This is a genomic window from Arthrobacter sp. 147(2020), assembly GCF_013116715.1.
GTDB lineage: Bacteria > Actinomycetota > Actinomycetes > Actinomycetales > Micrococcaceae > Arthrobacter_D.
The window spans coordinates 1-23523 of record NZ_JABFOM010000013.1 but is presented as its reverse complement, the minus strand read 5'-3'; the positions used below and the strand labels follow the sequence as shown (position 1 = coordinate 23523).

Below are 23523 nucleotides of genomic sequence, written 5' to 3'. Positions count from 1 at the left end.
TATCTGCTTGGGGGTCAAGTCTTCAGTGGATGTCTGGCCGAGATGTATCCCGCCGCTCCAAGGGCTGCCGCAATACCCCACAGTGCGCCCGAAGCTCCGAATCCCGCGGCCACTGCGCCAGCAGCTGTCGGAAAGATGATCTGGCCCAGCCGGCTACCGCCGATTCGGAGGGACATGGCTCGTCCTTGGCTGCCGGGAGGTGCCGCTGCTGCCAACCACGCCATCGTCACGGGCTGGCCAATGCCCAGGCCAAATCCCAGGAGGACGAGCAGCACGGTCAATCCCCAAACAGGCATCCCTAATGGAATCAGCGCCATCGATAGTGCAGCCATGATCAGGCTGAAGAAAAGAAGCCGATTCGAGCCGAGCAGCCGGACCAGCTTTCCCAGGAAGAGCCGGGAGATCATCGAGGATGCGGCGCGAATGGATAGGAGAAGGCCGACCGTTCCTGCACTGATGCCCAGTTCGGCGCCAAGAACAGGAAGATAGATGAGGGTAATGTCAACGGCCGCGAGCACAATCGCAGTGATGGTGATCGCGGGAACCAGGCCCTTTATCCGCAGCAGTTCGGACCAGCTCGCCGGCCGCAGGTCCTTGGGCCCCACCGGCACGCGAGGTGTGGGAAGGACTATCGCCAGGACCAACGAAATGGCCATGAGAGCAGTCGCGACGGCGAAGATCGCTCCTGTGTCGGGAATGGTGGCACCTACGCCGAAAATGGCGATCAGGCCTGGGCCGAGCGCTTGTCCAAGCGATCCGGCAAGAGTGTAGTGGCCGAACGCGTCCTGCAGCCTGCCCGGCCTCGCAAGCCCGGCGACCGCGGCTTGCTGCCCGATTACGGCCATGAGATGACCGACCCCCAGCAAGACACTGCCCACAATGAGGATGGTCACCGTGCCGCCCAAGAAGGTCAGCACACCGCCGGACAGCACCATGAGAAGGGTACCGACCACCATGATCTTCTTGGGCCCAAAGCGGTCTGTTGCCTGACCGACCAGAAGGGCACACAGCAGTGGGGCGGCAGCGTAGGTCGCCGCAAGTGCTCCCAGCCACGCCGGAGCGATTCCTATCTCGAGTCCCTGGTACGAAATCGTAGGGCGTACCGTGAAGGCCATGCCTTGGGTAATGATTGCCTGGGCGAAGATCAGCCACAACGCGGCAGAAGACCCCCGCCCGGTCATCCGCCCACGCCCATTAGCGACCCGGGGTACGTGTGGCTGACGGTTCCGGGGCGCTGAGGTGCCGCTGCCCGATGGAGCTGGCTGCCTGACGAACTTCCCAGACCACCTCGCCCACCTTGGTATCGGTCATCTGCGCATCCGGTCCACTGACGATGACCACTCCCACCATTCGGCCAGCCGCACTGAACACGGGGGCGGACACCGAGGTCACGCCAATGGCCCGCTCGCTGTGCGCAACGAGGTACCCGTCTGAGCGAATCGCCCCGAGTGAAGCCCTAAATTCGTCGGCAGTCAGTCTTATGCCGGATTGCATGTGAATGTCGCCGACCGTGTCCAGCAGGTCATCCACCTCCGCATCGGACATTCCCGCTGCCAGCATCCGGCCAGCACCCAGGTGCAGGGGCAGGCGTTCGCCGATGGGGAGGGCATAGCGGAGGGGCTGTTCGCCCTCGACACGAGCAACCACAATACGGCTTAGGCCGGAGCGAACGAAGAGCGAGGCTGTTAGCCCGGTCGCGGCGGCAAGTTCCTGCAGGACAGGAGTAGCGGCGGCGCTCAGCCGGTTACCACGCAGGAAGGCGTGCGCCATGGGAACGGTTCCGACACCTAGTTGGTAAGTTGACTCGTCCCGCTCGACGAGGCCGCGCGATTCCAGGACGTTAAGGATGCGCTGGGTTGTGCTTACGGCTAGTCCGGCCCGTTGAGCGACGTCGGTAAGTCGGAGAGGGCGGATGTTCTGCTCAAGCACGGCCAGTACATCGAAAGCGCGTTCCAATGAACGCATGGGTGACTGATCGTTCGGTGCCACAGTGTCTCTTTCAGCTGATTATCAGAGGCCGGGTGCTCCCGGCTGGCCAGAGGCCAGCCGGGAATCATTCACTCTAGCCCGGCGCATCAACTTTGGTGCTGGCGCCCTGGGCACCTAGCTCGGCATCGATCCCGTCCCGGGTGGCCTGCTCCGCGTCACGTTTAGCTTCGGCCGCGGCGACCACACGGTCGACGTTCACCCTTGGAATGACGACGACGCCATCCGCGTCGCCAACGATGATGTCTCCAGGGTTTACCGGGACACCACCCACTGCGACGGTCGACCCGACCACGCCTGGCCCATTTTTGTAGGGTCCTGCAGCCGTGACGGAGCGCGCGAAGACGGGCATCTGGTATTCCTCGAGCCCGGGTGCGTCACGGACGGCGCCGTCGATCACAAAGCCCACAGCTCCGCGGATCTTCGCTTTCCCGCCGATGAGTTCCCCGATCAGTGCCCGGGTCTCATCTGCCTGCCCGCTGACGACGAAGACGTCGCCCGGTTGGACGGTCGTCAGCGCTTCGTGGATGTACATGTTGTCGCCGGCGCGCGTCCAGACGGTGTGGGCGGTCCCCACGCACCGGGCACCGTTCCACACGGGGTGAATGGCGGGGTCCATGACTCCGAGGCGTTCCATCGCATCGCCGATGTTCGCCGTCGGCAGGGCCCACAGGCGTTCCCTCAACTCTGGGGAGAGCGGTTCGTGGACGTACACGGGGACGGTCGCAAACGCGTTCATCTAGCCTTCCTCACGAACCAGTGGGAACAGGGTCTCGAAAGTTTCCTGGGTTTCGGTCCAGTACTCGGAATACTCCTCAGCGTCACGGTAGGTCGGGGCTAGGCCAAGATCGGTCATCTTCGTCTGGAAGTCTTCGCTTTCCATGATCGTGCCAATGGCATCGGACACCGTGGTTACGGCTTCTTCTGGTGCGCAGGAGGGGAAGGCGAAGCCGCGTGAGGAGGAGATTTCGACGTCGTGCCCGCTTTCGGTGAACGTAGGCACGTCTGGCAGGAAGGGGCTGCGCTCTTCGTCCATGATGCCGATGATCTTGCCCTGATCAGCTTCTGGCATGTCGACGACGTCGCTCACGTTGGCGACATACACATCGACCTCCCCGCCCAGGAAGGCGGTCTTCGGTGCCCCACCGCCGTCAGGGAAATGCACTGGGGCGAACTCGGTGCCGGTGGCTTCCTGCACAGCGACCATGGCGAAGTGCTCGTTACTGGCGACGCCCGTGGTCGTGTACAGGAGCTCGCCGGGGGTTTCCTCGGCGGCTGCGAGGAGGTCGTCGATCGTGTCGTACGGGCTGTCCGGAGCGACAACGATCGCCGTCGGGTCAACGACCTGCAAAGCGATTGGGGCGAAGCTCTCCCGGTCATAGGTTGCGCCGCGGCTTTCGTCGAGCACGGACACGATCGCGGAGGGGAAGTTCGCGGTGCCGAATGTGTAGGCATCGCAGTCTGCGTTGGCCACCGCGGTGAGACCCACCTGGCCGCCGGCACCTTCCTTGTTTTCGACGACCACGTTGACGCCGAGTTCGTCCTCCAGGGCATCGGCCATCAGGCGTGCGCCGACGTCGGTGCTCCCGCCGGGACCGTACCCGACGATCATGGTGAGGTTCTCCTCGGGGTAGTTTGCGCTGGCTTCGCCATCGGATGATCCCGACGCATCGCCACAGGCTGCAACGGAGATCAGGAGCAGCGCTGCACCTGATAGTGAAGTGATTGACTTACGCATTGTCGAACTCCTAAAGGATTGGTTCTTGAGGGTGGAACGGGAGGGTATGGGACTTAGCTTTCGGCGTCGCTAGGCATCAGCGACTTCCGCTTGAAGCCGCTTGCTGCGATCGAACCGATGAAAATCAGGGCGGCAATGATCAGCAGGGTCAGCGTGATTGGACGGGTGAAGAAGATATCGAAGCTTCCCTGGGACAGCTGAAGCGACTGGCGAAGCGCCGATTCGAGGAACGGGCCCAACACCACGGCCAGCACCAGGGGAGCCAGCGGGATGTTCAGACGGCGGAAGATCAGGCCAACGATGCCGAACGCGATCATGATGAAGACGTCGATCACGCTGTTGTTCACCGAGTAGGAGCCGATGATCAGGAAAGCGAAGATCAGGGCCACCAGGACCTCGTGCGGGATGGAGAGCACCCGGGTCCACAAGCCGACCAGTGGGACATTCAGGATCAGCAGGATGATGTTGCCGATAAAGAAACTGGCAATGATCGTCCACACCAGCAGAGGCTCCTGATCGAACAGCAACGGGCCAGGGGTGAGGCCGTTCTGCAGGAACGCGCCCATCAGAACGGCAATCGCCGGGGTTGCCGGGATGCCGAGGGCGAAGAGGGGAACGAGCGATGCGCTGGAGTGCGCATTGTTGGCGGTCTCCGGCCCGACGACGCCCTCGATGGCGCCGGTTCCCAGCTCATGACGGTAGCGGCCCACCTTCTTTTCGACGCTGTAGGACAACAGTGATGAGATGGCGTTGGTGATGCCCGGGACCAGGCCCACCGGCACACCAATAGCAGTCCCACGGAGCATCGCGACCCCGCCGCGGCGCAGATCAGTCCTGCCGGGGATCAGCTCGCGGAGCCGTGGAGCCCTCGGGCGAAGGGTGGGTGCCACGAGGTTGTCGAGGAGTTCGCCCAACCCGAAGATGCCGATGATCACCGGGACGAAGTTCAAACCGTCGAAGAGATGGGCGGAGCCGAAGGTGAAGCGCGGTAGACCGGCTACTGGGTCGATGCCCACCATCGCGATGAGCAACCCGATCGAAGCAGAGATGAGGCCCGCAGCGATTGATTTGCCCACGAGTCCCACCAGCAAGGAGAGACCCACGATCACGAGGGCGAAGAACTCGGGCGGCCCGATCATCAGACCCACTCCGGCGAGGGCCTGAGCTCCGAGCGCCAAACCGATAGTGGCAACGATCCCACCGAAGAATGATCCGATGCCTGCCATGGTGAGGGCAACACCGGCTTTGCCCTTCTTGGTCATCGCATAACCGTCGATACAGGTGATCGCCGATTCGCTTTCACCGGGGATGTTGAGCAGCACCGAGGTGATGGTTCCGCCGTAGGCGGTGCCATAGAAGATGGCGGCAAGCATAATGATCGCCGACACCGGTTCCATGTTCAGGGTGAGCGGAATGAGGATGGCGATGCCGGCGGTGGCACCGATACCCGGCAGGATGCCGAGCATTGTGCCGACGAGGCAGCCGATCAAGGCGAACATCAGGTTCTGCAGGGTGAGGGCTTCACCGAAGCCCAACATGAGGTTGTTTATGGCGTCCATAAGAGTCTCAGAGCCCCAGACTGTCGAGGAGACCAATGGACGACGTCGGCAGGGTCACCTGAAGTAGATCCGTAAAGAGGTGGTAGACGCCGAAGCTTCCCGCGACAGCAATGATCAGCGAGCTCACCCACTTGCGTCCGCCCTGGAACTTGAGCTGGAAAAGCAGGAACGCGAACATGCTCAATTGGAAGCCCAGGATTTCCAGCAAGCTAGCTACGGCCACCAGGCTCAGGAGGACAATCCAGATGGGCCGTTTCTTCGCCGTGGGCGCGGTGCTGAGGACGGCGGTGTCGGGAATGACCGCTTCTTCGGGCTGGGGGACAACATTGGGGTTTCCCCGGAGCGCCTGAACGAGCCAGACCAAGGAGGAGGTCCCCAACAGGATACCGATCCAGAAGGGGAAGAACCCGGGGCCTGGGCCGAGCGTGGTCCAGTAACCTAGTCCATTGCTCGTGAAGATCACGGCGAGGGCAAGCACCATCAGCGCAGCGGGGGTGGCGATCATCAGAATTCTGGTGGAGCCCGCTGGTTCGGTGGTCTGTGTGGGGGGAGCTGAGTGGGACACGGTCATCACCTCATCAGGCCTTCGCAGTGTTCTGCGCCAGGGTGGGCTCATCGTCGGTATTCCCGGGGCTAGCGGTGTCTGGCGCGCCCTCCCGGGCGAGACGTTCCAGCGACGCTACTGTCGCTGTCGTCATTTCGGTGCCGACGTCCAAGGAGGAAAGATAATCGCGGGCGGAGATCATCTCGAATCCGCGACGTTCAGCGTGGAGGCGGGTGCCGGTGAGCAGCCGGTCGATGACCGTCTGGCCGTCATTGGCGAGCTGCTTGGCCACTTCGTTGCGAATCCAGTCGGTGGCGCCCGCCGCCTCACCCGCGGCGACAGCCTCGACCACAAGGCAGGCTAGGCCCTTCATGAAGACGCTGCGGAGGAGCTTGTGGGCCATCGCGGCACCGGCCGGAGCGTCGAGCGTGTCAACGGTTGCGCCCAGGGCGCGGAAGACCTCAGCGGACTCCAGGGCGCCTGGCCCGCTGATCATCAGCGGCGTTGCGGCGCCGGCGATGGTCACCGGTCCGAGGATGGCGACGTCGGCAAAGCGGGACCCCGCTGCCTCGATGTCTTTGGCCAGGCTTTCCATCTCCGCGGGGGCCGAGGATGTCATGTCCGCGTAGATCGATCCGCACTTCAGGTGTGGTGCGCAAGCCTCGGCGACCTTCCGAGCGACGGCGGCCGAAGTCAGGACGAGGACCAGGTCGGCGGGCGAGACGGCGGCGGACTCCGAGGTGGCCAAGTCAACCCCGGCAGGTGTGGGCACATTCCGGGGGTCGTAGGCGGTCACGGTGTGACCGGCGGCTGCTAGAGCGGTGGCGTAGCGGGATCCCGCTTCACCCAATCCAATAATTGCGCAGTGCATGTGTTTCCTTTCTGCTTCATTGCGAGAGTGGAATCTGCGACTTACCATTCTATGGTAAGTCCTGCCACCTGCTGGTAATAAGCATGACGTGCCCCAGGTCACATGTCAACAGGAAGATGAGAGGCGTGTCACATAGGTGGCGAGGTTTAGGCGTGCCGGGAGCCCCTCGGTAGCGAGGGGCTCGTGCCAACAGCGGAGGGAGCGGTTGCTAGGCCTGGCGGATGGAGTCGCGCACGACGACGGGCATCTCGACGAGATGCTCGCCGCGTGCCGACCCGTCCAGGAGTAGCTCAACGGCGCGGGCGCCCATCTCCTCATGGGGAAGGGCGATCGTCGTCAGGCCGGGGCGCAGGTACGAGGCGATCTCGTCGTTGTCGAACGAGACGATCGAGACGTCGTCGGGCACGCGCAGCCCATGCTCGGTGAGCGCTTGATAAGCGCCGAAGGCGAGCGGGTCGTTCAGGCACAGCAGTGCGCGTGGCACAGTCCCATCAGCGAGGAGCGCATCCACGAGTGCATACCCATTGTTGGGCACCCAGTCCCAGACGGATTGCTCGCTCATGAAGGTCAAACCGCGGTCCTGCATCTCCGCGCGAATGCCTGCGAGGCGACGCGCGACAGTGGTCGATCGGAAGAGATCTCGCTCGGTCACCTCGTTATGTCCGAGCAGGACAATCCCTTCCCGGTGACCGGCGTCGGCAAGGAGTGACACAGCCGCCCTGCCGCCACGTTCCTCGTCCGGCAGCACCGATATTGAGGGGCTATCGCTGATCGCGTTCAGCAACACCACCCGGGTGTTTCCGGGGAGGGTGGGAACCTCCACCTCGCGAGACCGCATGGTCGCGAAAACAATGCCGTCTACCTGCCGGTCCAGCAGGGCAGCAATGGCTTCGGCCTCCCGGACGGGATCACCGCCGGTCTCGGCCAGCAGGATGACGTGCTCCGCCTGTTCGGCGGCCGCGAGGGCACCCTTGATCAGGCCACTGGCGAAACGGGTCGTGGCAACGGTGTCCGAAATGAAACCGATGGTCTGGGTCTTGTCGACCCGGAGGCTGCGGGCCGCGACGTTGGGTCGGTACCCCAATTCGGCGGCGGCGCGGTTGACCCGATCGTGGGCGTCCTGGGACAGCCGGGTGTCCGGGCGGCCGTTGAGAATCATCGAGGCAGCGGAGGACGACAAACCTGCCCGACGTGCGACGTCGGCAAGGGTCACACGCTTGGTGGTCATCGTTTTCCTCCTGCTTGATGCTAACTCTTGATAACGACTTGGCAAACTACTTGCGCAATCCGGATTTAGGCCGCAAGCTGGGTGCTGAATGGATTTAGCATTCATCACAGTGGATCTCGTGCAGAGAGTCATCGACGAAGGAGTCACCCATGAATTCACCACTACGGCGCCCAGGCCGCCGTCGACCCGTTGCCGTAGTAGCCTTCATGGCCGCCGCTGGCTTCGCCCTTGCCGGTTGCGCACCCGGGGGCAGCGCGCCGTCGGATGCTGATGCTTCCGAAGCTGCCGCCGTCGAGGTCAACACCGAGCTCACCACCGAAGAGGTCACGCTGACCATCGCTGACGAAACCGGCTTCCCGGTGACCGACGTACTGGCTGAGGAGTTCACCAAGCAGCACCCCAACGTCACGTTCGAAATCACGCGCGACACGTTCCAGAACCTCACCGCCAACGCTCCCCGGCTCCTCGCCGGCGACAACCCACCAGACCTGATCCGCCTCCCAACCATTGGTGAAGCCGCCAATGACGGACTGCTCGCCAACCTGGACCCCTACGCCGAGGCCTACGGCTGGGACGCCTGGCCCGAAACGCAGCTGGCTCCACTGCGGATGAACGACGAAGGCACCCGTGGCTCCGGTCCGCTGTACCAGGTGGGCCTTGGCTACAGTGTGACCGGTATCTACATGAACACCGCCATTGCCGAAGAACTCGGCATCGACGCACCTCCCCAGACCATGGCCGAGCTCGAGGAAGACCTCGCAACAGCCAAGGAAGCCGGGGAGGTCCCCATCATGGCCGGCGACCAGGACGGCGTCGTGAACTTCGTTGTCCAGGCCGCGATGAACCAGTACGCCGACAAGGACGAGTTCCTGTCCTGGATGTTCAACGAGCCCGGCAGCAGCTACGCCACGGAAGGCAACATCGAGGGTGCCGAACTCATCCGTGACTGGGCTGACGCAGGCTACTTCCCCGAGGACATCAACGCTGTTGACTACTTCACCTTCGTGACCCGCTTCTCCGAAGGCGAGGGCCTCTTCGCCTTCAACGGCAACTGGGAGGCAGCCAACTACCAGGAAGCACTGGGCGACGACGTCGAATTCTTCCTGGTCCCACCGGTTGAAGAAGGCGGCGATCACGTTGCCATGGGTGCAGCCAACTCGTTCTCCGTAGCCGCCGGCTCGGACGACCTGGACACCACCGCGTACTTCCTCGACTGGATCCACACGGACCCAGCCGCCCGCCAGATCATCACCGATGTGACCGGCGCGTCCCCCGGTGGCGACCCCGCCCTGGAACAGCCCACCGTTGAAGAAGGCTCGCTGATCGCCAACGCCCTCGAAATGGCAGCACAGATCGGTGAAGAAAACGGCCAGGTGGACTTCATGTCCAACACCACCGCAGGCATCTACGCTGGAGCCATCATCCCCGAGTCGCAGCTGCTCGTGACTTCAATGATCACTGGCGAAGAGTTTGTCACTCGTGTGCAGGAGTTCTACGAAAATGAAGTAGGCGAGTAGTAATGAAAGAGGCCACCACCGGCCCTGTCCGCGATACCGGGCAAGGCGAACCAGTAGCCACCGGTTCCGCGCCAACAGGGCCGGTAGTGGCCATCCCCAAGCAGGGCAAACGCAAGTCAGTAGGCCGAGCCGGTTATGCGGCCTGGCTCATGCTGCTCCCCGCTCTCGCCGTGTACATCGGGTTTGTCATCTTCCCGATGCTCATGGGCCTGCAGTACTCGTTCTACGACTGGAACGGCGTGGGCGCCTCCACCTTTGTCGGGATCGCCAACTACACCGAGGTGCTCACCAACCCGGTGCTCCTCGGCTCCATCCTGAACGCCATCACCCTGATCATCTTCTTCACCCTGATCCCGATCGGCACCGGCCTGATGCTGGCCAGCCTGATCCGGTCCATGCGGCAGGGGCCCGCAGCCTCGGCAGCGCAAACCATTCTCTTCCTCCCGCAGATCGTTCCCCTGGCCGCGGCGGGTATCGCCTGGGCGTGGATGTACGCGCAGACCGGAACGGTCAACCAGTTCCTCAACGCCATTGGCCTCGGCGGCATCACGCGCTCGTGGCTGGCCGACTACAACACGGCACTTCCCGCCGTCGGGCTCATCGGCTCCTGGGTCCTCACCGGACTCTGCACCGTTTTGCTGCTGACCGGCATCGGCAAGATCGACTCGTCCCTCTACGAAGCGGTACGCCTCGATGGCGCCGGCTGGTGGCGCGAATTCTTCACCGTCACTTTGCCCGGGCTCAAGCAGGAGATCGCCGTCCTCGCGACCCTCACGATCATCGCCGCGCTAAGTAGCTTCGACATTGTCTACACCTCCACCCAGGGTGGGCCGGGCCGCGCGACCCTGGTCCCCGGCATCTCCATCTTCCGGATCGGGTTCACCCAGAGCGACGTCGGACTCGCGTCAGCCTTCGGCATGGTGCTGATGGTCATCGTCCTGCTAGTGGTGCTCCCCATCCAGCGACTTTCGAAGGTAAACGACTGATGCGTACCAGCCGTAGCGAACTATTCCTGGGCCGACTGCTGCTGGCGGTCGCCATCATCCTCACCCTCCTGCCCCTGATCAGCATGCTCTCAGCGGCGTTGCAGCCCGCGGACCGGAACCCCACCGGACTCGTCTGGCCCACCGACCCCCAGTGGGGCAACTTCGTCACCGCGTTCGAAGTGGGCAACGTCTGGCGGCTCATGCAGTCCAGTGCGTTCATCGTGCTGGGTGTGGTGCCAGCGTCGCTGTTGATCGCCACCCTCGCCGGCTACGCGCTCGGAGCGTTGGCACCCAAGGGCGGCCGGGCGATCCTGATCTTCTTCGTCGCCGGGCTCACCATCCCGTTCGAAGCGCTGATCATCCCGCTGTACTACCAGTCCCAGGCGATGGGCACCCTCAACACCCAGTGGGCAGTGATCTTCCCGCTGCTGGGGCTATTCATGCCGTTCAGCGTGTTCTGGATGCGTGCCCACTTCATCAACGTACCGAAGGAACTGTCCGAGGCGTCCCGGGTGGATGGCGCGTCGATCTGGCAGGAGTTCCGCCAGATCCAGCTTCCGCTCGCGGTGCCCGCCCTTTCGGCGCTGGCGATCCTGCTGTTCCTCTGGACCTGGAACCAGTTCCTCCTGCCGGTGGTGCTGATCGCGAACCCGCTCGATCGAACGGTGGCCGGCGCGCTGACCTTCTTCCAGGGCCAGTACTCGCTGAGTATTCCGCTCCTGAACGCGGGGGCGCTGCTCATCATTACCCCGGCCATCATCGTGTTCCTGATCTTCCAGCGCCAGTTTGTCCGCGCCCTGCTCCAGGGTGCTGTGAAGGGCTAACGCCGCTTCACCTCCGGCTTCCACTAAGGACCATCCATGAGCTTCACTCTCGCCGACCAGTGGGTCTGGGATTTCTGGCACGCCGACGACGGCGAGACTCACCACCTCTTCTACCTCCACGCTCCGAAGTCGCTGGGGGATCCCAATCTCCGGCATCGCAACGCCCGGGTGGGGCACGCAACCTCAACGGACCTGACGACGTGGGACGACCACGGGGTGGTCCTTGAGCCCGGGGAGCCGGGTTCCTTTGACGGCAGCGCCACCTGGACCGGGAGCGTGGTCCGTGGCGATGACGGCGTGTGGAACATGTTCTACACCGGGTCACGGTTCCTGTCCCCGGAGGCCATCACCAATGTGGAGACGATTGGCCGGGCTGTGTCGCCGGATCTCGCCTCCTGGACCAAGAAACCGGGCCAGATCTCGGCGGATCCCCGCTGGTACGAGACCCTTTCCGACGGCACCTGGCATGAGGAGGCGTGGCGCGACCCGTGGATCCACCGGGACTCCACCGGGCTATGGCACATGCTGGTCACCGCACGCACCCGCTCGGGTGACGGGCGGGACGGCGGAGTTGTCGGGCATGTAACGTCGCCGGATCTGGAGCAGTGGACCGCCCAGCCGCCGTTGAGTGAGCCGGGTGCGGGGTTCGCGCACATCGAGGTGGTGCAGCTGGTGACCATTGATGGCCGACCAGTGCTGCTCTTCTCTTGCGATACCGGGCATCTCGCCGGAGCGCGTCAGGCGGGCGGCGTGCAGGGCGGGATCTGGGCGCTACCCCTGGCATCGGACTCGCTGGCTGGTCCGCTCGACACCGCTGCTGCGGTTCGGCTGACTGACGAGGACCTCTACGCCGGACGCGCGGTGCAAACCCGGTCGGGTCAGTGGGTGCTGTTGGCGTTCGAGAACGTTGACCGGGACGGCACCTTTATTAGCGGTATTTCGGATCCTTTGCCCTTGTCCTGGGCGAGCGATGGATCACTTTCACTCTCAACAGCACGAGCAAAGGTCAACGCGTGAGCGACGTCAACGGTATTCATGGGTCAGTCGATGAGCGCTTCGTCTCGGTGCGGGACGCTTTTGAGGCTGCCTTCGAGGGGCGACCCCGGATGGGCGCAGCGCTCGCGGTCCACCATCAGGGTGAACTCGTGGTCGACCTCTGGGGTGGGGTTGCAGATGCCCGCGACTCCACACCCTGGACCCGTGATACTTCATCAGTTGTCTTCTCCTGCACCAAGGGGATCATGTCCATCCTCATCGCGCGGCTCGTGGAAGCCGGTCGGCTGGATTACGAAACACCGATCACCGATGTCTGGCCGGAGTTCGGCGCCCACGGCAAGGGCGGGATCACTATCGGTGATGCGCTGGCGCACCGCGCTGGTGTATCGGCGCCCCGGCGATCGGTGAGCCTTGAGGAAGCCCTCGACTGGGACACCATGACCGGCCTGCTCGCCGGTCAGGAACCGCTATGGGAGCCAGGCTCCGGATACGGATACCACGCGCTGACTCACGGCTGGCTTACGGGCGAGATTATTCGCCGGGTCACCGGGAAGATGCCCGGTGAGTACCTTGCTGAGACCCTCGCGGGGCCGCTGGGTGCCGACCTGCGGGTGGGTGTTCCTGTCGACGACCAGTTGAACATTGCCCACCTGGAAGCAGGCGAGAGTCTCCGTGAGCTGGTCCAGATGCAGATTGCCGCAGCCGACCCCGGTGCCATTGACTGGCCGAACCACGCCATGACGCTGGGGGAGGCCTTCCCCCAAGAACTGGTGAGCCCCAACTCCGGCTTCAACCGGTCTGATGTCAGGGCTGGTTCCTTCCCCGGAGCTGGCGGGATTGCCACCGCCCGAGGGATGTCGGCTGCCTGGTCCTCGGCCATCCACGACACTGCCACCACCCGACGACTCGATCCGACTGTGCTCAAGCTAGCCACGGAGGCACGAAGCGAAGGGTCGCCGGTGTTCCCTGCGCCCGCCCCGTGGCCGCGATGGGGTGCGGGATTCCAGCTCGATTCCGAAGCACGCCGCTACGTCTCTGCCGACGGCTTCGGTCACGACGGCGCAGGCGGGCAGGTCTCGTTCGCTGAACCTGAACTGGGTCTGAGCATCGCGTTCGTGACGAACTGGATGGAAGCCGGCGATGACCGGAGGGCCACGAGCATCGTCGACGAGCTGCGTACGATCCTCGTGAGCTAAATGACGCATGCGGCGCCTGCTCCGGGCGGTGTCTGGTCGAGGATCGGCGTTGAAGAATCCGCAGCGGACAACGGGCAGGACTGCTGAAGGTTCAGGAGACAGTTGGAATGGATAGTTTCGGCTGTGGAAGACTGCTGGCATGGAGGCTCTAGCGCGCGATTACGACCTGGTTCTTTTCGGTGCGACCGGCTTCGTTGGTGAGCTGATCGCCGGATACCTTGCAAACCACGCTCCTGCGCACCTGCGTGTGGGACTCGCGGGGAGGTCGAAGGAGAAGCTTGAGGCCGTACGCTCCAGGCTGCCGGTCGCCGCGCAGGACTGGGCCCTCATCGAGGCCGATTCGGAGCGTCCTGACTCGCTCGCGGCGCTTGCAGCGAGTACCAGAGTTCTCTTCACCACGGTGGGTCCTTACGCAAAGTATGGGCTGCCGGTTGTCGAGGCGTGTGCCCGCGCCGGTACCCACTACGGGGATCTGACGGGCGAGGTGTCATTTGTCCGTGAAGCCATCGACCGTTGGGACGCGCTGGCGAGGACTACAGGTGCACGGATCGTTCATGCGTGCGGCTACGATTCCGTCCCGTCCGACCTCGCGGTGCTCCTCCTGCACCAGGCTGCGGAGGCCGATGGTGCGGGCGGCCTGACCGAGGTTCAGCTCGTCGCCAGGGCGAAGGGCGGTTTCAGCGGCGGCACCATCGAGTCAATGCGTGGGCAGTTGGACGGTATGCGGGCGGACTCTGTGCTGCGATCGCTCGCCGACGATCCCTACTCGCTCAGCCCGGACCGGACGTTGGAGCCCTCGACCAGGCAGCCGTCGGATCTGGGGTGGATCGGCCGGTCGGAGGACGGCATGCGGACCGCTCCCTTCATCATGGCATCGGCGAACACGCGGATCGTGCGTCGCAGTAACGCCCTGCAGAGTTGGGCCTACGGCAGGTCCCTGCGGTATGGCGAGGTGATGTGCATGGGTCGAGGGCCCGTCGGCGCCGTCATTGCCGGAGCGACGGCGCTCGGTCTACGGGTGTTCGGAGCCGCACTGGCCCTTCCTCCCACGAGGAAACTGCTGGACCGCGTCCTTCCGGCGCCCGGAGAGGGCCCGAGCGAGGCCGCGCGGCGCTCAGGCTGGTTCCATTCTCAGGTGACTGCTTCCACGGAGAGCGGCCGGCGGTACCGGGCCGTCGTGGCAGGACCCGGCGACCCGGGATACGCTGCCACCGCCGTGATGGCAGGGGAAGTCGCGATCTTACTCACCTCGGACGGGGACCGCCTGCCGCCCAGCACAGGGTCGCTTACCCCGGCGACTGCCTTCGGTGTCGTCCTGGTGGAGAGGCTGCGCGCCGCAGGCCATACCTACGACGTCACTTCCCTCACGTGACGAAAGCGGAGTCGGACCACAATCTCTGAGTTTTAGCCCTGCAGGAAGCGGAAGTGGTTGACCATCGCCCATCTGGTGGCTGGCGAGAGCCTCCGCGAGTCGGTCCAGATGCAGATTGCCGCAGCTGAACCGGGGGTCATTGACTGGCCCAACCACGCGATGACGTCTATGACACCGCCACCGCCCGGTGGCTCGATCCGACAGTGCTCAAGCTGGCCACCGAGGCACGCCGCTACGTCTCTGCCGACGGCTTCGGTCACGACGGCGCAGGCGGGCAGGTCTCGTTTGCCGAACCAGAACTGGGTCTGAGCATCGCCTTCGTGACGAACTGGATGGAAGCGGGCGACGACCAGAGGGAAACGCGCATCGTCAACGCACTACGAAACGTTGTGCTCGGGCTAAGGGATGCATACGGCGCCTTCTGGAAGCAGTATGGGTGTTCCGAGAGATTGTTTAGTTGACATATTAGAACGTTATCGGCATTCGCATGAAGAGTGAGAAGGGTTAGGGAAGACTTCGACTGTCCTTCTATTGCTTTCTTAATTGCATCGAAAGCAAGTAGATGAGTGCCTGAAATCAAGTAGTACTACTCGTATGAGATCGAGCCTCGGCGTCGTACTGTAAACCACAGGGGAGCGAAACCCCTGCACGGTCTCAACGTCAGACTGAGTTTTTGATCGGAAGTGCCTGCCAGCCTTCATACGAAGGTCCACGCATGTCCATCGCTCACGCTGTTCGGGAACCGTTCAAGCGGTAAACCGTCCGCTGATACAGGTCGGAGTGGTTCCTCGGGGCGAGAGCCGGCGAGCCGCTCCGACCTATTCGCTAGCGTCCCTACTGGCCTGAAAAACGTGCAGGTACGTCAGCGTTCATGCCGCTTTGGAAAAGCACGGACCCCAGTCATCGGGGTCTTTCTCCACGGTAATGGCTGGAATGAACACGACCCACAGAGTATTGCTATCTTACGGTGTCGGAAAGACTATTCGGCCCTAATCTGTCGGGCCATGGGGACTTCGAGCTGGTCGAATGCCGCGCTGAGTTCGTCAGCTCCAGGAAGGGCTTCCTTCTCTCCTGCGGGGAGGGATTCGTAGGTGTAGGTGGACACGGCCATGGGTGAATCCGCTCGTCCTAGGGCGTATCGGACGGTGTGCTCGTTTTTGCTGCCGCAGATGAGGATCCCGACGGTTTCGCGGTGTGTGGGGAGTTTGAGTTTGTCATCGACCAGGGCGACGTAGAAGTTCAGTTTCCCGGCGTATTCGGGCTGGAATTTGCCGGTTTTGAGTTCGATCACGAAGTACCGCAGCTGTTCGACGTGGAAGAACAGCAGATCGATGTAAAAGTCGTCCCCGCCGACGTCGAAGTGGACCTGCCTGCCGACGAACGCGAAGCCCGCGCCGAGTTCCCGTAACGTGTCAACGATCCGCTCTGTCAGAGCCCGCTCGAGGTCTCTTTCGGCTACCTCGCCGCTCAGTCCCAGGAATTCGAAGGCGTAGGGGTCTTTAGCGACCTGCTGCGCGAGTTCGGAGTCTGTGGGGGAGAGGCTCCGGGTGAAGTTCGACGGGGCCGCCCCGGTGCGATCCATGGACTTGTTCATGATCATGTTCAGCAACACGTTCCGCGACCACCCGTACTCAACCGCAGCTGCGGCGTACCAGTCCCGTGCTCCCGGGGGAAGGGACTTGTCGAGGATTGTTCGGATGTGCCCCCAAGGCAATTGCGCCACAAGCTGTGGCGCAATTGAATCCCCACCCCATTCCCGGGCAAACGTCGTCATATATTGCAGGTTCCGCGGCGAGAAGCCTTTCATATCGGGGAACTCCTCTCGGAGGTCCTCAGCAAGCCGGCTAATAACTTTGGTTCCCCAGCCCTGCTGGTCCTGCCTAACCAATATTTCCCGGCCAATCGACCAGTACAGCTCGATCAGCTCAGTGTTAACTGTGCGCTGGGCTCGGAGACGGGCATCACGAACGCGCACTTTCAGAGCAACGAGAGTCTGGTCGTAACCATCGGGAAGAACAAGGTCAGCAGATGTCATGGATTCATTGTCCCGAGCGCAGCGACATTGCCGCGAATCGTCAGGCTGAGCCAGGGCCCGGACTGACGTATCAGATGTTATCGGCGCAATTGGGGCGTGGATCTGCGCGGGGTTCTTCCTGCACCGCTTGTGCTGGTCGGCAGCATTTGTTTGCCGCTTTGGTTGCTCTCAGCTCATTTGTGGGCGTTGTTGTAGGCTTCCAGGATTGAGTATGGGATCCGACCCCGGGTGCCGGGGTTAAAACCGTTAGTTTGTGCCCATTGGCGCACTTGCTGGATTCTTTGGGGCTTACCGTGAGTCGTGGAGAGCCCTTGTTGCATGTTCTGGCCCCTATTGTCACTGGCTGCTTTCCGGCCCTGGTCCACGTAGTCGGAGAGGATTGAACGCAACTGCGCGGCATTCTGCGTTGTCAGGTCGATTTCGTACTTCGTTCCGTCGATTCCGAAAGAGACGGTTTCCTGAGCTTTCTGGCCGTTGAGATCATCGATTAGCTGAACTTGCACATGTTGCACTATTTTTCTCCTTTCAAGAATATTGCTCTTGGTTTTGGTTCGGGAACGGAGAAGGCCCTGCAACGGGAGGGTTTGTACCGTTACAGGGCCGGTTCTCGGTGAATCCTAGTTACCCTCCGAAGCCGCCCGGGAGTTTGCCGATGAGGTCTTGAGGGTTAATGCCCAACTTGCTGAGCAAACCCTGGTCCTTGTCGGTATCCACCTGATCAGGCAGGTCCTGACTGGCTTGGTCGGCTTTGTCGTTGTCTCCCTGGTCTTTGAGATGGTCGAGGATCTGTTGCTTGTCGATTTTCATGGTGCTCTCCTTCGGTTGGTTGCCCGGTTCTACCGAAGAGACCATTCATCTGTTGCAGTCTCCACGTTCGATTACCGATGTTGTAGGGAAGTTGCTTAGGTTCGTAGCCCGGCTTTGTCTACTTTGCGGTGGAAACGCATCCCGGCGAGGCCTCCAAGAATCGCTCCAAGAAGCGCAACCGCGGCCGCGATGATTGCGGCGATGATCCCTGTCGTTGTGAGGTCATCGCCGGCGGGGATCTGCGGGAAACTGTTGATCTGCGAAAGGATGTTGAACTGATCCCCCGCGATGAGGCCCAGTACTGCCACGAAGATGGCGATGACGATGGCCCAAACCCACACGGCAACGCCTTGCTTGATGCCGTTAAATCGTGCCATTCTGCCAGCAACGTATCCGCCGCAGTAGTAGGCGATCAACAAGATCACCAACAGCACGATGCTACTGACGATGCCGGCGGTCTGTGGATCGGCGGTGGCTTCTCCGGCGATGTCGGTGTTTGTTGCCGAGCCCACGGCCGCGCCGAGCGCGGCAGCCAGGGCACTCAGGAGAATCGCGGTACCGGTAGCGGTGAGCCACCCAAAGAATGCGGAGCCGATCTTGATCCCGCCGAACTCTTCCTTCTCCCGGGCGACATCATGCTTCAGATCACGATTAGTGTCCGGATCATTATCGCGGTGGAGTGCATCACCGTGGTCGCGGTTGGTGCGCCCTGAGTCCGCACTGTTTCCGGTATGGCCGGAATCTGGACGATTATCGTCCGAGGATTTGGCCGGACCTGCACTGGTACTCATGTGTACTCCTCTATCAGGGCCGTCACCACCCGGTCGAGTACCTACTGAGGGGTACCCGACCGGGCGGGGAGTTGGCAATGAGTTTTAGCGGTTGTCCCGGCGGCTGTCGTCGGTGAGGTCGGCATCAGTGTCGGTGTCGATTTGTTCCTTGCGAACTTCCTCCGTCACGGTTTCCTGATCGGTGACGGTTTCCTTGCCCAGGCGCACACGTTCTACCGCAACGGTTTCCTTGTCCACGACGGGGGTTTCGGCGTGAAGGATCACTTCGTGTTCCTCTTCGCTAATGTCCGGCCCCGAGGTAGCGTCACCGCGGTTGGCATCGGTGATGGGCTCGCGCTCAATGGTTACTTCCTCACGGCTGACCGGCACCGTCTTGGTGACCATTTCGGTCACCACGTGCTTACGCAACCTGGCCCGACCGGTTTCCCGGTTTTCGGTACCAACGTGTAGGCGTTCCTCAGAACGAGTCATCGCGTCATCAGTGGTCGGACCGGACGTGTCATGGCCGACAACACCGGACTCGCCGACAGTGTCATTGCGTTCGTCAGTGCGCTGGAAGCCCTGGTCGCCGCGCGTCGCCGCCGACTCGTCATACGTGCCGGCCTCGTCGTAGGTTCCGGTACCGCTGGGGCTGCTCAGTCCATAGTGCTGATAGAGCTGGCCTTCTTCTTCGATGGACAGGCTACCGTCAGGGTCCATCCGGGGGGCGTCTTTGATCTGGTCCTTGGTGTATCTGACCTGGATGTCGTCACCGTCGGTGCTGGCGCCTTCCAGGGGTGCGAAGGATTCCGAGGTGCCGAACATGCCGGTCTTCACGGTGACCCAGCTGGGGTTGCCGGTCTGGTCATCCAAGTAGATCTGTCCGACTGAACCGACTTTGGTGCCATCGCTGTCGATGACGTTTCCGCCGTTGCTCAGAAGACGGTCAATGTTTTCCTGCGTAATCATGGTCTGCTCCTTGCTATCTAACTTCGATGTACTGCTGGACAGTGCGATTGTGCGGGTGGGTCTAGTAGCGGTGCGCGCCCGGTGCCTGAGGTTCCGTCTTCGCTGCCTGCTGGGCCTTGGTTTTGGCCTGCTGAGCCTGGTCCTTGACGGATGGCGCGCTCTGGGCTTGTTCCTTGATCTTGGGGGCTTCTTCTTCAGCCTTGGTGAGGTAGGTTTCCCAGCGCTGTGACATTGGTTTGATCAGCCCGCCGCCAACACCAACCACGATCACGCCGACAATGGCTGTGAGGACCGCGATGAGGATTGGGGTGGTGACGGTGACAGCGATGTCCACCTGGTTCAGCGCGGCGATAACGCCGATACCGATGATGAAGATGCTGGCAATGTTCGCCAGAGCCTTCCCGTAGGAAAGGCCGCCTAACGTGTTCTGGATTAGTCCCTTGACTGCTGCAGCGATTGCTGAGGCGATGATGATGATGATGATGGCAATGATGACCTTGGGCAGGAACGCGATGATGCCGGCCAACAGGTCACTGACCGGGTTGGGCCCGAAAACGCCAAAGGCGAATTGCAGCACGAATAGCACCAAGGTGTAGTACAGGATCTTCGCGATGATGTCGCTGGCATCCATCGAGGACTTATCCAACGCCTTCTTCACACCGCCGCGCTCCACCAAACGGTCGAACCCAACCTTTTCCAACACCTTCGAAAGTGCTTTCGAGATCGCCTTAGCGACTAACAGGCCAACAATGAGAATGACGAGGAAGAGCAGTAGCAATGGCACAAACGCCACCACCGCGGCCAACCCGCCAATGAGTGTTTCTTGCACGAAAATCTCCTAGTAGTCCGATCAATTTGCCTTGCGTTTTCGTCCCGAGGGGCCAATCCGAAGGGCACTTCAGTCCGACGGTGTCTTAGCCCCGGGATCTGTAGTCCCTAAGAGTAGGTGCTAAACGCGTTAATAGAAAGCCTGCTTATTAACAGGAAGACTAGCGAAAATGCGTTCGTGTCAGATTGCGCGAGGCAGGGGCGATCCCGGCGTTACTGATGTCGTACCTAGGGAGGGTGCTCAGGCGGGGGAGCGAGGGGCGCTTGCAGGGTCGAGGGCCGCAGTGATTTGCCCAAGAAATTTGCCGACCGTCGCGGCTTCGATGGGGGTGAGGGATTGCGCGACGGCAAGCATGCGCTGATAGATCACACTGAAGGTTTGGTAGACATCAGTGTCCTCACCCATTGTGGGGATCAGGATCAGCGCGCGTTTGTCGGTGGGGTGTGCCCCTCTGGTCAGGTGACCACTTGTTTCCAGGCGGTCGATCAAGGTGGTGGTGGACGCCGTGGAAATGTTCAGGAGCCGTGAAAGGTCTATCGGTCGTAGGGCCCGGCCTTCGTGATCTGCCTGCAAGAGATGCGCAAGAGCTGAAAGATCAGCGTCGTTCATCTCCATAGAACCTCGCATTCTGTCCCGCTGTGCCTTTTCGGCGGCATGGTAAGAGCGCAAAATATTTAGAACCTGAACACCATCCGCTTGGTCCGGTGCTGGGGCATGCCCGCACCCATCTTGAGCAGAAGCGCGGGGAGGAGCCATTCACTAAGTCTAGGCCGCGAGTCAGGCATACAAGAGTGTGAGCAGCATACTGTCGACGCCGGAAGAGGCATCTTTGCACGCCAGGCGTAGGGCCTCCAAAGGACGAGCGACTAATGGCTGTCTCCTAAAGCCTTACCTCCGCTTCGAGGTTCTTGACTGACTGGGTACAAGGCGCACCTCTTTCCATCACGCCTTATGTGATGTGAAATAGTAAGTAGGCTTTGCGTCTGCTGGTGAAGAAGCCCGGCAGTGGGCGTGAAGCCCCAGCAGACGCAAAGCCGATTTAAGGGAACCCACATCCAAGAAGCTTTGCCTACCAGTAGCTGCTGAGACTGGGACGGGGAACACCGGCCGTTGTCCTTCCCGAGTGATAGCGATAGCACGTGAGAGGAGTCCCATGTCAGATCTAGAGAATTGGTCAACCGGGCGCCTCCTAAGCACCGCCGCTCGGCTATCCGAGAGGGCACTTAATAGGGCGCTACTAGAAATTGGCGTCACCCCCGCTGGCATCAACGTTTTGACGGCGTTGAACACCCATGGCCCGATGGCCCAGAACGAGCTCGCGGAACTCATGCACGTTCAACCTCAAACAATCGGCAGAACTATCGAGCGTTTGGAAGCGTCAGATCATCTGACCAGAACTCGCAGCGGCCCGGACCGAAGGGTGCGGATGGTAGCCATCAGCAGCAAAGGCCGGACAGTACTGGAAGAAGCGCAGGACATCGAAAAGAACCTCACCAACGTCGCGGACTCGCAGGGCTATGAACTGCGCCGCCCCCTTCAGGCAATCATCCGGTATCTGACGTCGATCGCGAAGTAGACGGATCGTGCTGAGGGCTCTCGAAGATGCCAGGGCATAGACCCCGAGGATAACCCCGTTCACCGACTGTCCCGGGCATGAGCCACGCGTTGTGTAGCGTCATCATGTGCCCTTTCTTACTGTGAGGCTGTGCGCTTCAGCAGTGCTGATCAGCCGAGGGTTTCTCAGCATCGAGATGGTGGTCAATCTGGTTAAAGGTTTACGGAAAGGCCGGAGTGCCCTAGGCTCGAAAATGTCGGTTTAGCAAAGAGCCTGCAGGAAACGCTTACCTTGTGGAGCACCTCATGGACCTCAAATCCCCAAACATTCTCGGCACAGACACCGATCGAATTCTCGAAGAATATCGCCTTTCCAATAGCTCTCCGGAGACTTCCGCCCTCTCAGATTGCGACCTCTACGCACTTTTCGATCTGGGCGACGACGAGCTGCCCATGGTTCCAGCAGATCTTTCCGAACTCGCCGTCGAAGAATTGGTTAGCCTGTGTAACCGGATGTTTCGGGAGATGAATAAAGACTTCCCCCGCTTCGGTGCACGCGAAGACTACGGAATCCTCTCCGACGAGCTCAACCACCGATTGGGACAGCACCCTCAGTGATGACATAGCCTCTGTGATGACACCCGCCTGAACCACGAAAAATTGTCACGGACCTGACCCCATTGCTGCCGGTCCTGCCAAATTCTAACCGTGCGGGGTGCGGCGAGTAGCTCATTCGAAGTGGGTTCGGGCGCTTTCGCCTCCGCTAGAGGTAACGAGTTGCGCGGCGAGATCCCGCAATTTGATGTTCCGTGTGCTTGAAGCGGATTTCAGGATTTCGAACGCCTCATCTTGGGTGCACCGGTTCTGTCCCATGACGATGCCCACCGCCAGATCAATGGTGGTGCGGGATTCTAAAGCATGCGCTAGATCGTTGGCCCGCTCGGTGCGTTCCGCGACCAGGACGGCTAACCGAAACGCTTTAGAGGTTTGACGAACATGCGCCTGCACGATGTCCCGCATGGACCCTTCGAAATAGTTCGGCTCTCTCGAGTACAGGTTCATCGCTGCTTTCGTTTCCCCTTCAAGATCGAACGGGATGGCCAGCGACGAGAGTATCCCTTCTTTCACCATGACTGGCGTGTACTCGGGCCACCGCTTTTCCGTGCGCATATCGGCGACGTAGATGACGGTCTGTTCACGAGAGGCTCGGAGGCATGGCCCGGCACCATATTTGTACTGGATTTCGTCGGTTTTCTGCGCTTCGGCGCTGCTGCTGGCAACGGTGCCGGCCCTGCGATGACGTAACAGGGTGATCCCACACAGAATGTCTTGATCATTCGAGAGGGCCTGTACCGAGAACCGGACAAGTTCGTTGAGGAATTCGTCGACGTCGCCGGTATTCAGGACCAGGTCCTGCATGTAATCGCCGAGGGAAGAGCTATGAGGATCCGTCATTGGGTCTCAACTTCGGTCAGGTCCGAAAATGTGGCTCAATGGTCCCCGCCGTGATGGGCATGTACGGAGGGGACGATTCAGACGCAGTGACGAACGTGTAAGCGGCCGGGGTCTGGGACCGCATGACCACAGCCTACCTACCAACCTTGTGTTCCTGACGATGGAGGTCCGCGAAGGCGTCCGCCAAAACAAGGACCTCACACGGTCAGGGAACGGTTCACTTCGGCCTCGACTAGTGGTGCTCTTCGTTAGTTCGTCGGGGGTTAAGCGGCGGCTTGTTCGTGTCG

General features: G+C 61.6%; 25 protein-coding genes. 9 read left to right on the top strand and 16 right to left on the bottom strand.

The genetic code is table 11. The features are described 5' to 3' along the window. Positions 1–14: 14 nt before the first annotated feature. The 8 genes from HMI58_RS10300 to HMI58_RS10265 form a co-directional block, all read right to left on the bottom strand. The gene (locus HMI58_RS10300; protein WP_171619556.1) at positions 15–1181 is read right to left on the bottom strand and encodes an MFS transporter; all 1167 of its coding nucleotides are present in this window, start codon (positions 1179–1181) and stop codon (positions 15–17) included. Positions 1182–1194: 13 nt separating this feature from the next. Then, a complete protein-coding gene (locus HMI58_RS10295) occupies positions 1195–1989 on the bottom strand; it encodes an IclR family transcriptional regulator (RefSeq protein WP_205208084.1) in 795 nt (264 codons plus the stop codon). A 73-nt stretch (positions 1990–2062) separates the two neighbouring features. Next, on the bottom strand, positions 2063–2725 hold the full coding sequence (locus HMI58_RS10290) for a methyltransferase (protein ID WP_171619554.1): 663 nt from the start codon (positions 2723–2725) through the stop codon (positions 2063–2065). Then, positions 2726–3724, bottom strand: a complete 999-nt coding sequence (locus tag HMI58_RS10285; protein WP_171619552.1) for a tripartite tricarboxylate transporter substrate binding protein — start codon at positions 3722–3724, stop codon at positions 2726–2728. 53 nt (positions 3725–3777) lie between these two features. Continuing rightward, entirely contained in the window at positions 3778–5283 is a 1506-nt protein-coding gene (locus HMI58_RS10280) for a tripartite tricarboxylate transporter permease (RefSeq protein ID WP_171619550.1), read from the bottom strand. A 7-nt stretch (positions 5284–5290) separates the two neighbouring features. Then, positions 5291–5848 (bottom strand): tripartite tricarboxylate transporter TctB family protein, encoded by a 558-nt coding sequence (locus HMI58_RS10275; RefSeq protein WP_171619548.1) that lies wholly within the window; start codon positions 5846–5848, stop codon positions 5291–5293. A 13-nt stretch (positions 5849–5861) separates the two neighbouring features. Then, positions 5862–6698 carry an NAD(P)-dependent oxidoreductase gene (locus HMI58_RS10270; protein WP_171619546.1) on the bottom strand — a complete coding sequence of 279 codons (837 nt, stop codon included), beginning with the start codon at positions 6696–6698 and terminating at the stop codon, positions 5862–5864. Positions 6699–6906: 208 nt separating this feature from the next. After that, positions 6907–7926: a LacI family DNA-binding transcriptional regulator gene (locus HMI58_RS10265; RefSeq protein ID WP_171619544.1), complete on the bottom strand. Its 1020-nt coding sequence runs from the start codon at positions 7924–7926 to the stop codon at positions 6907–6909. 149 nt (positions 7927–8075) lie between these two features. Here HMI58_RS10265 and HMI58_RS10260 point away from each other — a divergent pair, with 149 nt between their 5' ends. The 7 genes from HMI58_RS10260 to HMI58_RS10230 all read left to right on the top strand — a co-directional run bounded on the left by HMI58_RS10260 (position 8076) and on the right by HMI58_RS10230 (position 15278). Beyond that, a complete protein-coding gene (locus tag HMI58_RS10260) occupies positions 8076–9443 on the top strand; it encodes an ABC transporter substrate-binding protein (protein ID WP_225668027.1) in 1368 nt (455 codons plus the stop codon). A 2-nt stretch (positions 9444–9445) separates the two neighbouring features. Continuing rightward, positions 9446–10429: a sugar ABC transporter permease gene (locus HMI58_RS10255; protein ID WP_171584534.1), complete on the top strand. Its 984-nt coding sequence runs from the start codon at positions 9446–9448 to the stop codon at positions 10427–10429. Continuing rightward, entirely contained in the window at positions 10429–11253 is an 825-nt protein-coding gene (locus HMI58_RS10250) for a carbohydrate ABC transporter permease (protein ID WP_171619542.1), read from the top strand. The genes HMI58_RS10255 and HMI58_RS10250 overlap by 1 nt, the downstream gene beginning before the upstream one ends. A gap of 36 nt (positions 11254–11289) precedes the next feature. Beyond that, positions 11290–12270 (top strand): glycosyl hydrolase family 32, encoded by a 981-nt coding sequence (locus HMI58_RS10245; protein ID WP_171619540.1) that lies wholly within the window; start codon positions 11290–11292, stop codon positions 12268–12270. Further along, entirely contained in the window at positions 12267–13445 is a 1179-nt protein-coding gene (locus HMI58_RS10240; protein ID WP_171619538.1) for a serine hydrolase domain-containing protein, read from the top strand. Before HMI58_RS10245 ends, HMI58_RS10240 begins: the two co-directional genes overlap by 4 nt. Before the next feature lie 139 nt (positions 13446–13584). Beyond that, positions 13585–14817 carry a saccharopine dehydrogenase NADP-binding domain-containing protein gene (locus HMI58_RS10235; RefSeq protein ID WP_171619536.1) on the top strand — a complete coding sequence of 411 codons (1233 nt, stop codon included), beginning with the start codon at positions 13585–13587 and terminating at the stop codon, positions 14815–14817. Positions 14818–15020: 203 nt separating this feature from the next. Continuing rightward, positions 15021–15278, top strand: a complete 258-nt coding sequence (locus HMI58_RS10230; RefSeq protein WP_171619534.1) for a hypothetical protein — start codon at positions 15021–15023, stop codon at positions 15276–15278. 518 nt (positions 15279–15796) lie between these two features. On the opposite strand, the gene HMI58_RS10225 is transcribed toward HMI58_RS10230, so the two are convergent. The 7 genes from HMI58_RS10225 to HMI58_RS10195 all read right to left on the bottom strand — a co-directional run bounded on the left by HMI58_RS10225 (position 15797) and on the right by HMI58_RS10195 (position 20983). Further along, complete coding sequence (locus HMI58_RS10225; protein ID WP_171587249.1) at positions 15797–16852, bottom strand: PDDEXK nuclease domain-containing protein; 1056 nt, start codon at positions 16850–16852, stop codon at positions 15797–15799. Between the two features lie 173 nt (positions 16853–17025). Next, positions 17026–17364, bottom strand: a complete 339-nt coding sequence (locus HMI58_RS10220) for an Lsr2 family protein (protein ID WP_171619532.1) — start codon at positions 17362–17364, stop codon at positions 17026–17028. Positions 17365–17473: 109 nt separating this feature from the next. Next, entirely contained in the window at positions 17474–17659 is a 186-nt protein-coding gene (locus HMI58_RS10215; RefSeq protein WP_171619530.1) for a hypothetical protein, read from the bottom strand. Between the two features lie 95 nt (positions 17660–17754). Beyond that, complete coding sequence (locus HMI58_RS10210) at positions 17755–18450, bottom strand: hypothetical protein (protein ID WP_192476290.1); 696 nt, start codon at positions 18448–18450, stop codon at positions 17755–17757. An 84-nt stretch (positions 18451–18534) separates the two neighbouring features. Continuing rightward, complete coding sequence (locus HMI58_RS10205) at positions 18535–19398, bottom strand: PRC and DUF2382 domain-containing protein (protein WP_171619528.1); 864 nt, start codon at positions 19396–19398, stop codon at positions 18535–18537. A 61-nt stretch (positions 19399–19459) separates the two neighbouring features. After that, positions 19460–20227: a hypothetical protein gene (locus tag HMI58_RS10200; RefSeq protein ID WP_171619526.1), complete on the bottom strand. Its 768-nt coding sequence runs from the start codon at positions 20225–20227 to the stop codon at positions 19460–19462. A gap of 240 nt (positions 20228–20467) precedes the next feature. Beyond that, positions 20468–20983, bottom strand: a complete 516-nt coding sequence (locus tag HMI58_RS10195) for a MarR family transcriptional regulator (protein ID WP_171619524.1) — start codon at positions 20981–20983, stop codon at positions 20468–20470. A 670-nt stretch (positions 20984–21653) separates the two neighbouring features. Between HMI58_RS10195 and HMI58_RS14950 the strand changes: the two genes are divergently transcribed. Together HMI58_RS14950 and HMI58_RS10185 are read left to right on the top strand one after the other, a co-directional pair. Then, positions 21654–21803, top strand: a complete 150-nt coding sequence (locus HMI58_RS14950) for a hypothetical protein (protein WP_240153758.1) — start codon at positions 21654–21656, stop codon at positions 21801–21803. Positions 21804–22087: 284 nt separating this feature from the next. Beyond that, the gene (locus HMI58_RS10185) at positions 22088–22399 is read left to right on the top strand and encodes a hypothetical protein (RefSeq protein ID WP_171619520.1); all 312 of its coding nucleotides are present in this window, start codon (positions 22088–22090) and stop codon (positions 22397–22399) included. Between the two features lie 111 nt (positions 22400–22510). On the opposite strand, the gene HMI58_RS10180 is transcribed toward HMI58_RS10185, so the two are convergent. Continuing rightward, a complete protein-coding gene (locus tag HMI58_RS10180; protein WP_171619519.1) occupies positions 22511–23236 on the bottom strand; it encodes a GAF and ANTAR domain-containing protein in 726 nt (241 codons plus the stop codon). Between the last annotated feature and the right edge of the window lie 287 nt (positions 23237–23523).

Coding starts and splice junctions, on each gene's coding strand:
- HMI58_RS10300 (WP_171619556.1), bottom strand. CDS start 1,181: ATGACCGGGCGGGGGTCTTCTGCCGCGTTGTGGCTGATCTTCGCCCAG.
- HMI58_RS10290 (WP_171619554.1), bottom strand. CDS start 2,725: ATGAACGCGTTTGCGACCGTCCCCGTGTACGTCCACGAACCGCTCTCC.
- HMI58_RS10285 (WP_171619552.1), bottom strand. CDS start 3,724: ATGCGTAAGTCAATCACTTCACTATCAGGTGCAGCGCTGCTCCTGATC.
- HMI58_RS10280 (WP_171619550.1), bottom strand. CDS start 5,283: ATGGACGCCATAAACAACCTCATGTTGGGCTTCGGTGAAGCCCTCACC.
- HMI58_RS10270 (WP_171619546.1), bottom strand. CDS start 6,698: ATGCACTGCGCAATTATTGGATTGGGTGAAGCGGGATCCCGCTACGCC.
- HMI58_RS10265 (WP_171619544.1), bottom strand. CDS start 7,926: ATGACCACCAAGCGTGTGACCCTTGCCGACGTCGCACGTCGGGCAGGT.
- HMI58_RS10260 (WP_225668027.1), top strand. CDS start 8,076: ATGAATTCACCACTACGGCGCCCAGGCCGCCGTCGACCCGTTGCCGTA.
- HMI58_RS10255 (WP_171584534.1), top strand. CDS start 9,446: ATGAAAGAGGCCACCACCGGCCCTGTCCGCGATACCGGGCAAGGCGAA.
- HMI58_RS10250 (WP_171619542.1), top strand. CDS start 10,429: ATGCGTACCAGCCGTAGCGAACTATTCCTGGGCCGACTGCTGCTGGCG.
- HMI58_RS10245 (WP_171619540.1), top strand. CDS start 11,290: ATGAGCTTCACTCTCGCCGACCAGTGGGTCTGGGATTTCTGGCACGCC.
- HMI58_RS10235 (WP_171619536.1), top strand. CDS start 13,585: ATGGAGGCTCTAGCGCGCGATTACGACCTGGTTCTTTTCGGTGCGACC.
- HMI58_RS10225 (WP_171587249.1), bottom strand. CDS start 16,852: ATGACATCTGCTGACCTTGTTCTTCCCGATGGTTACGACCAGACTCTC.
- HMI58_RS10215 (WP_171619530.1), bottom strand. CDS start 17,659: ATGAAAATCGACAAGCAACAGATCCTCGACCATCTCAAAGACCAGGGA.
- HMI58_RS10210 (WP_192476290.1), bottom strand. CDS start 18,450: ATGAGTACCAGTGCAGGTCCGGCCAAATCCTCGGACGATAATCGTCCA.
- HMI58_RS10205 (WP_171619528.1), bottom strand. CDS start 19,398: ATGATTACGCAGGAAAACATTGACCGTCTTCTGAGCAACGGCGGAAAC.
- HMI58_RS10195 (WP_171619524.1), bottom strand. CDS start 20,983: ATGGCTCCTCCCCGCGCTTCTGCTCAAGATGGGTGCGGGCATGCCCCA.
- HMI58_RS14950 (WP_240153758.1), top strand. CDS start 21,654: ATGGTAGCCATCAGCAGCAAAGGCCGGACAGTACTGGAAGAAGCGCAG.
- HMI58_RS10185 (WP_171619520.1), top strand. CDS start 22,088: ATGGACCTCAAATCCCCAAACATTCTCGGCACAGACACCGATCGAATT.
- HMI58_RS10180 (WP_171619519.1), bottom strand. CDS start 23,236: ATGACGGATCCTCATAGCTCTTCCCTCGGCGATTACATGCAGGACCTG.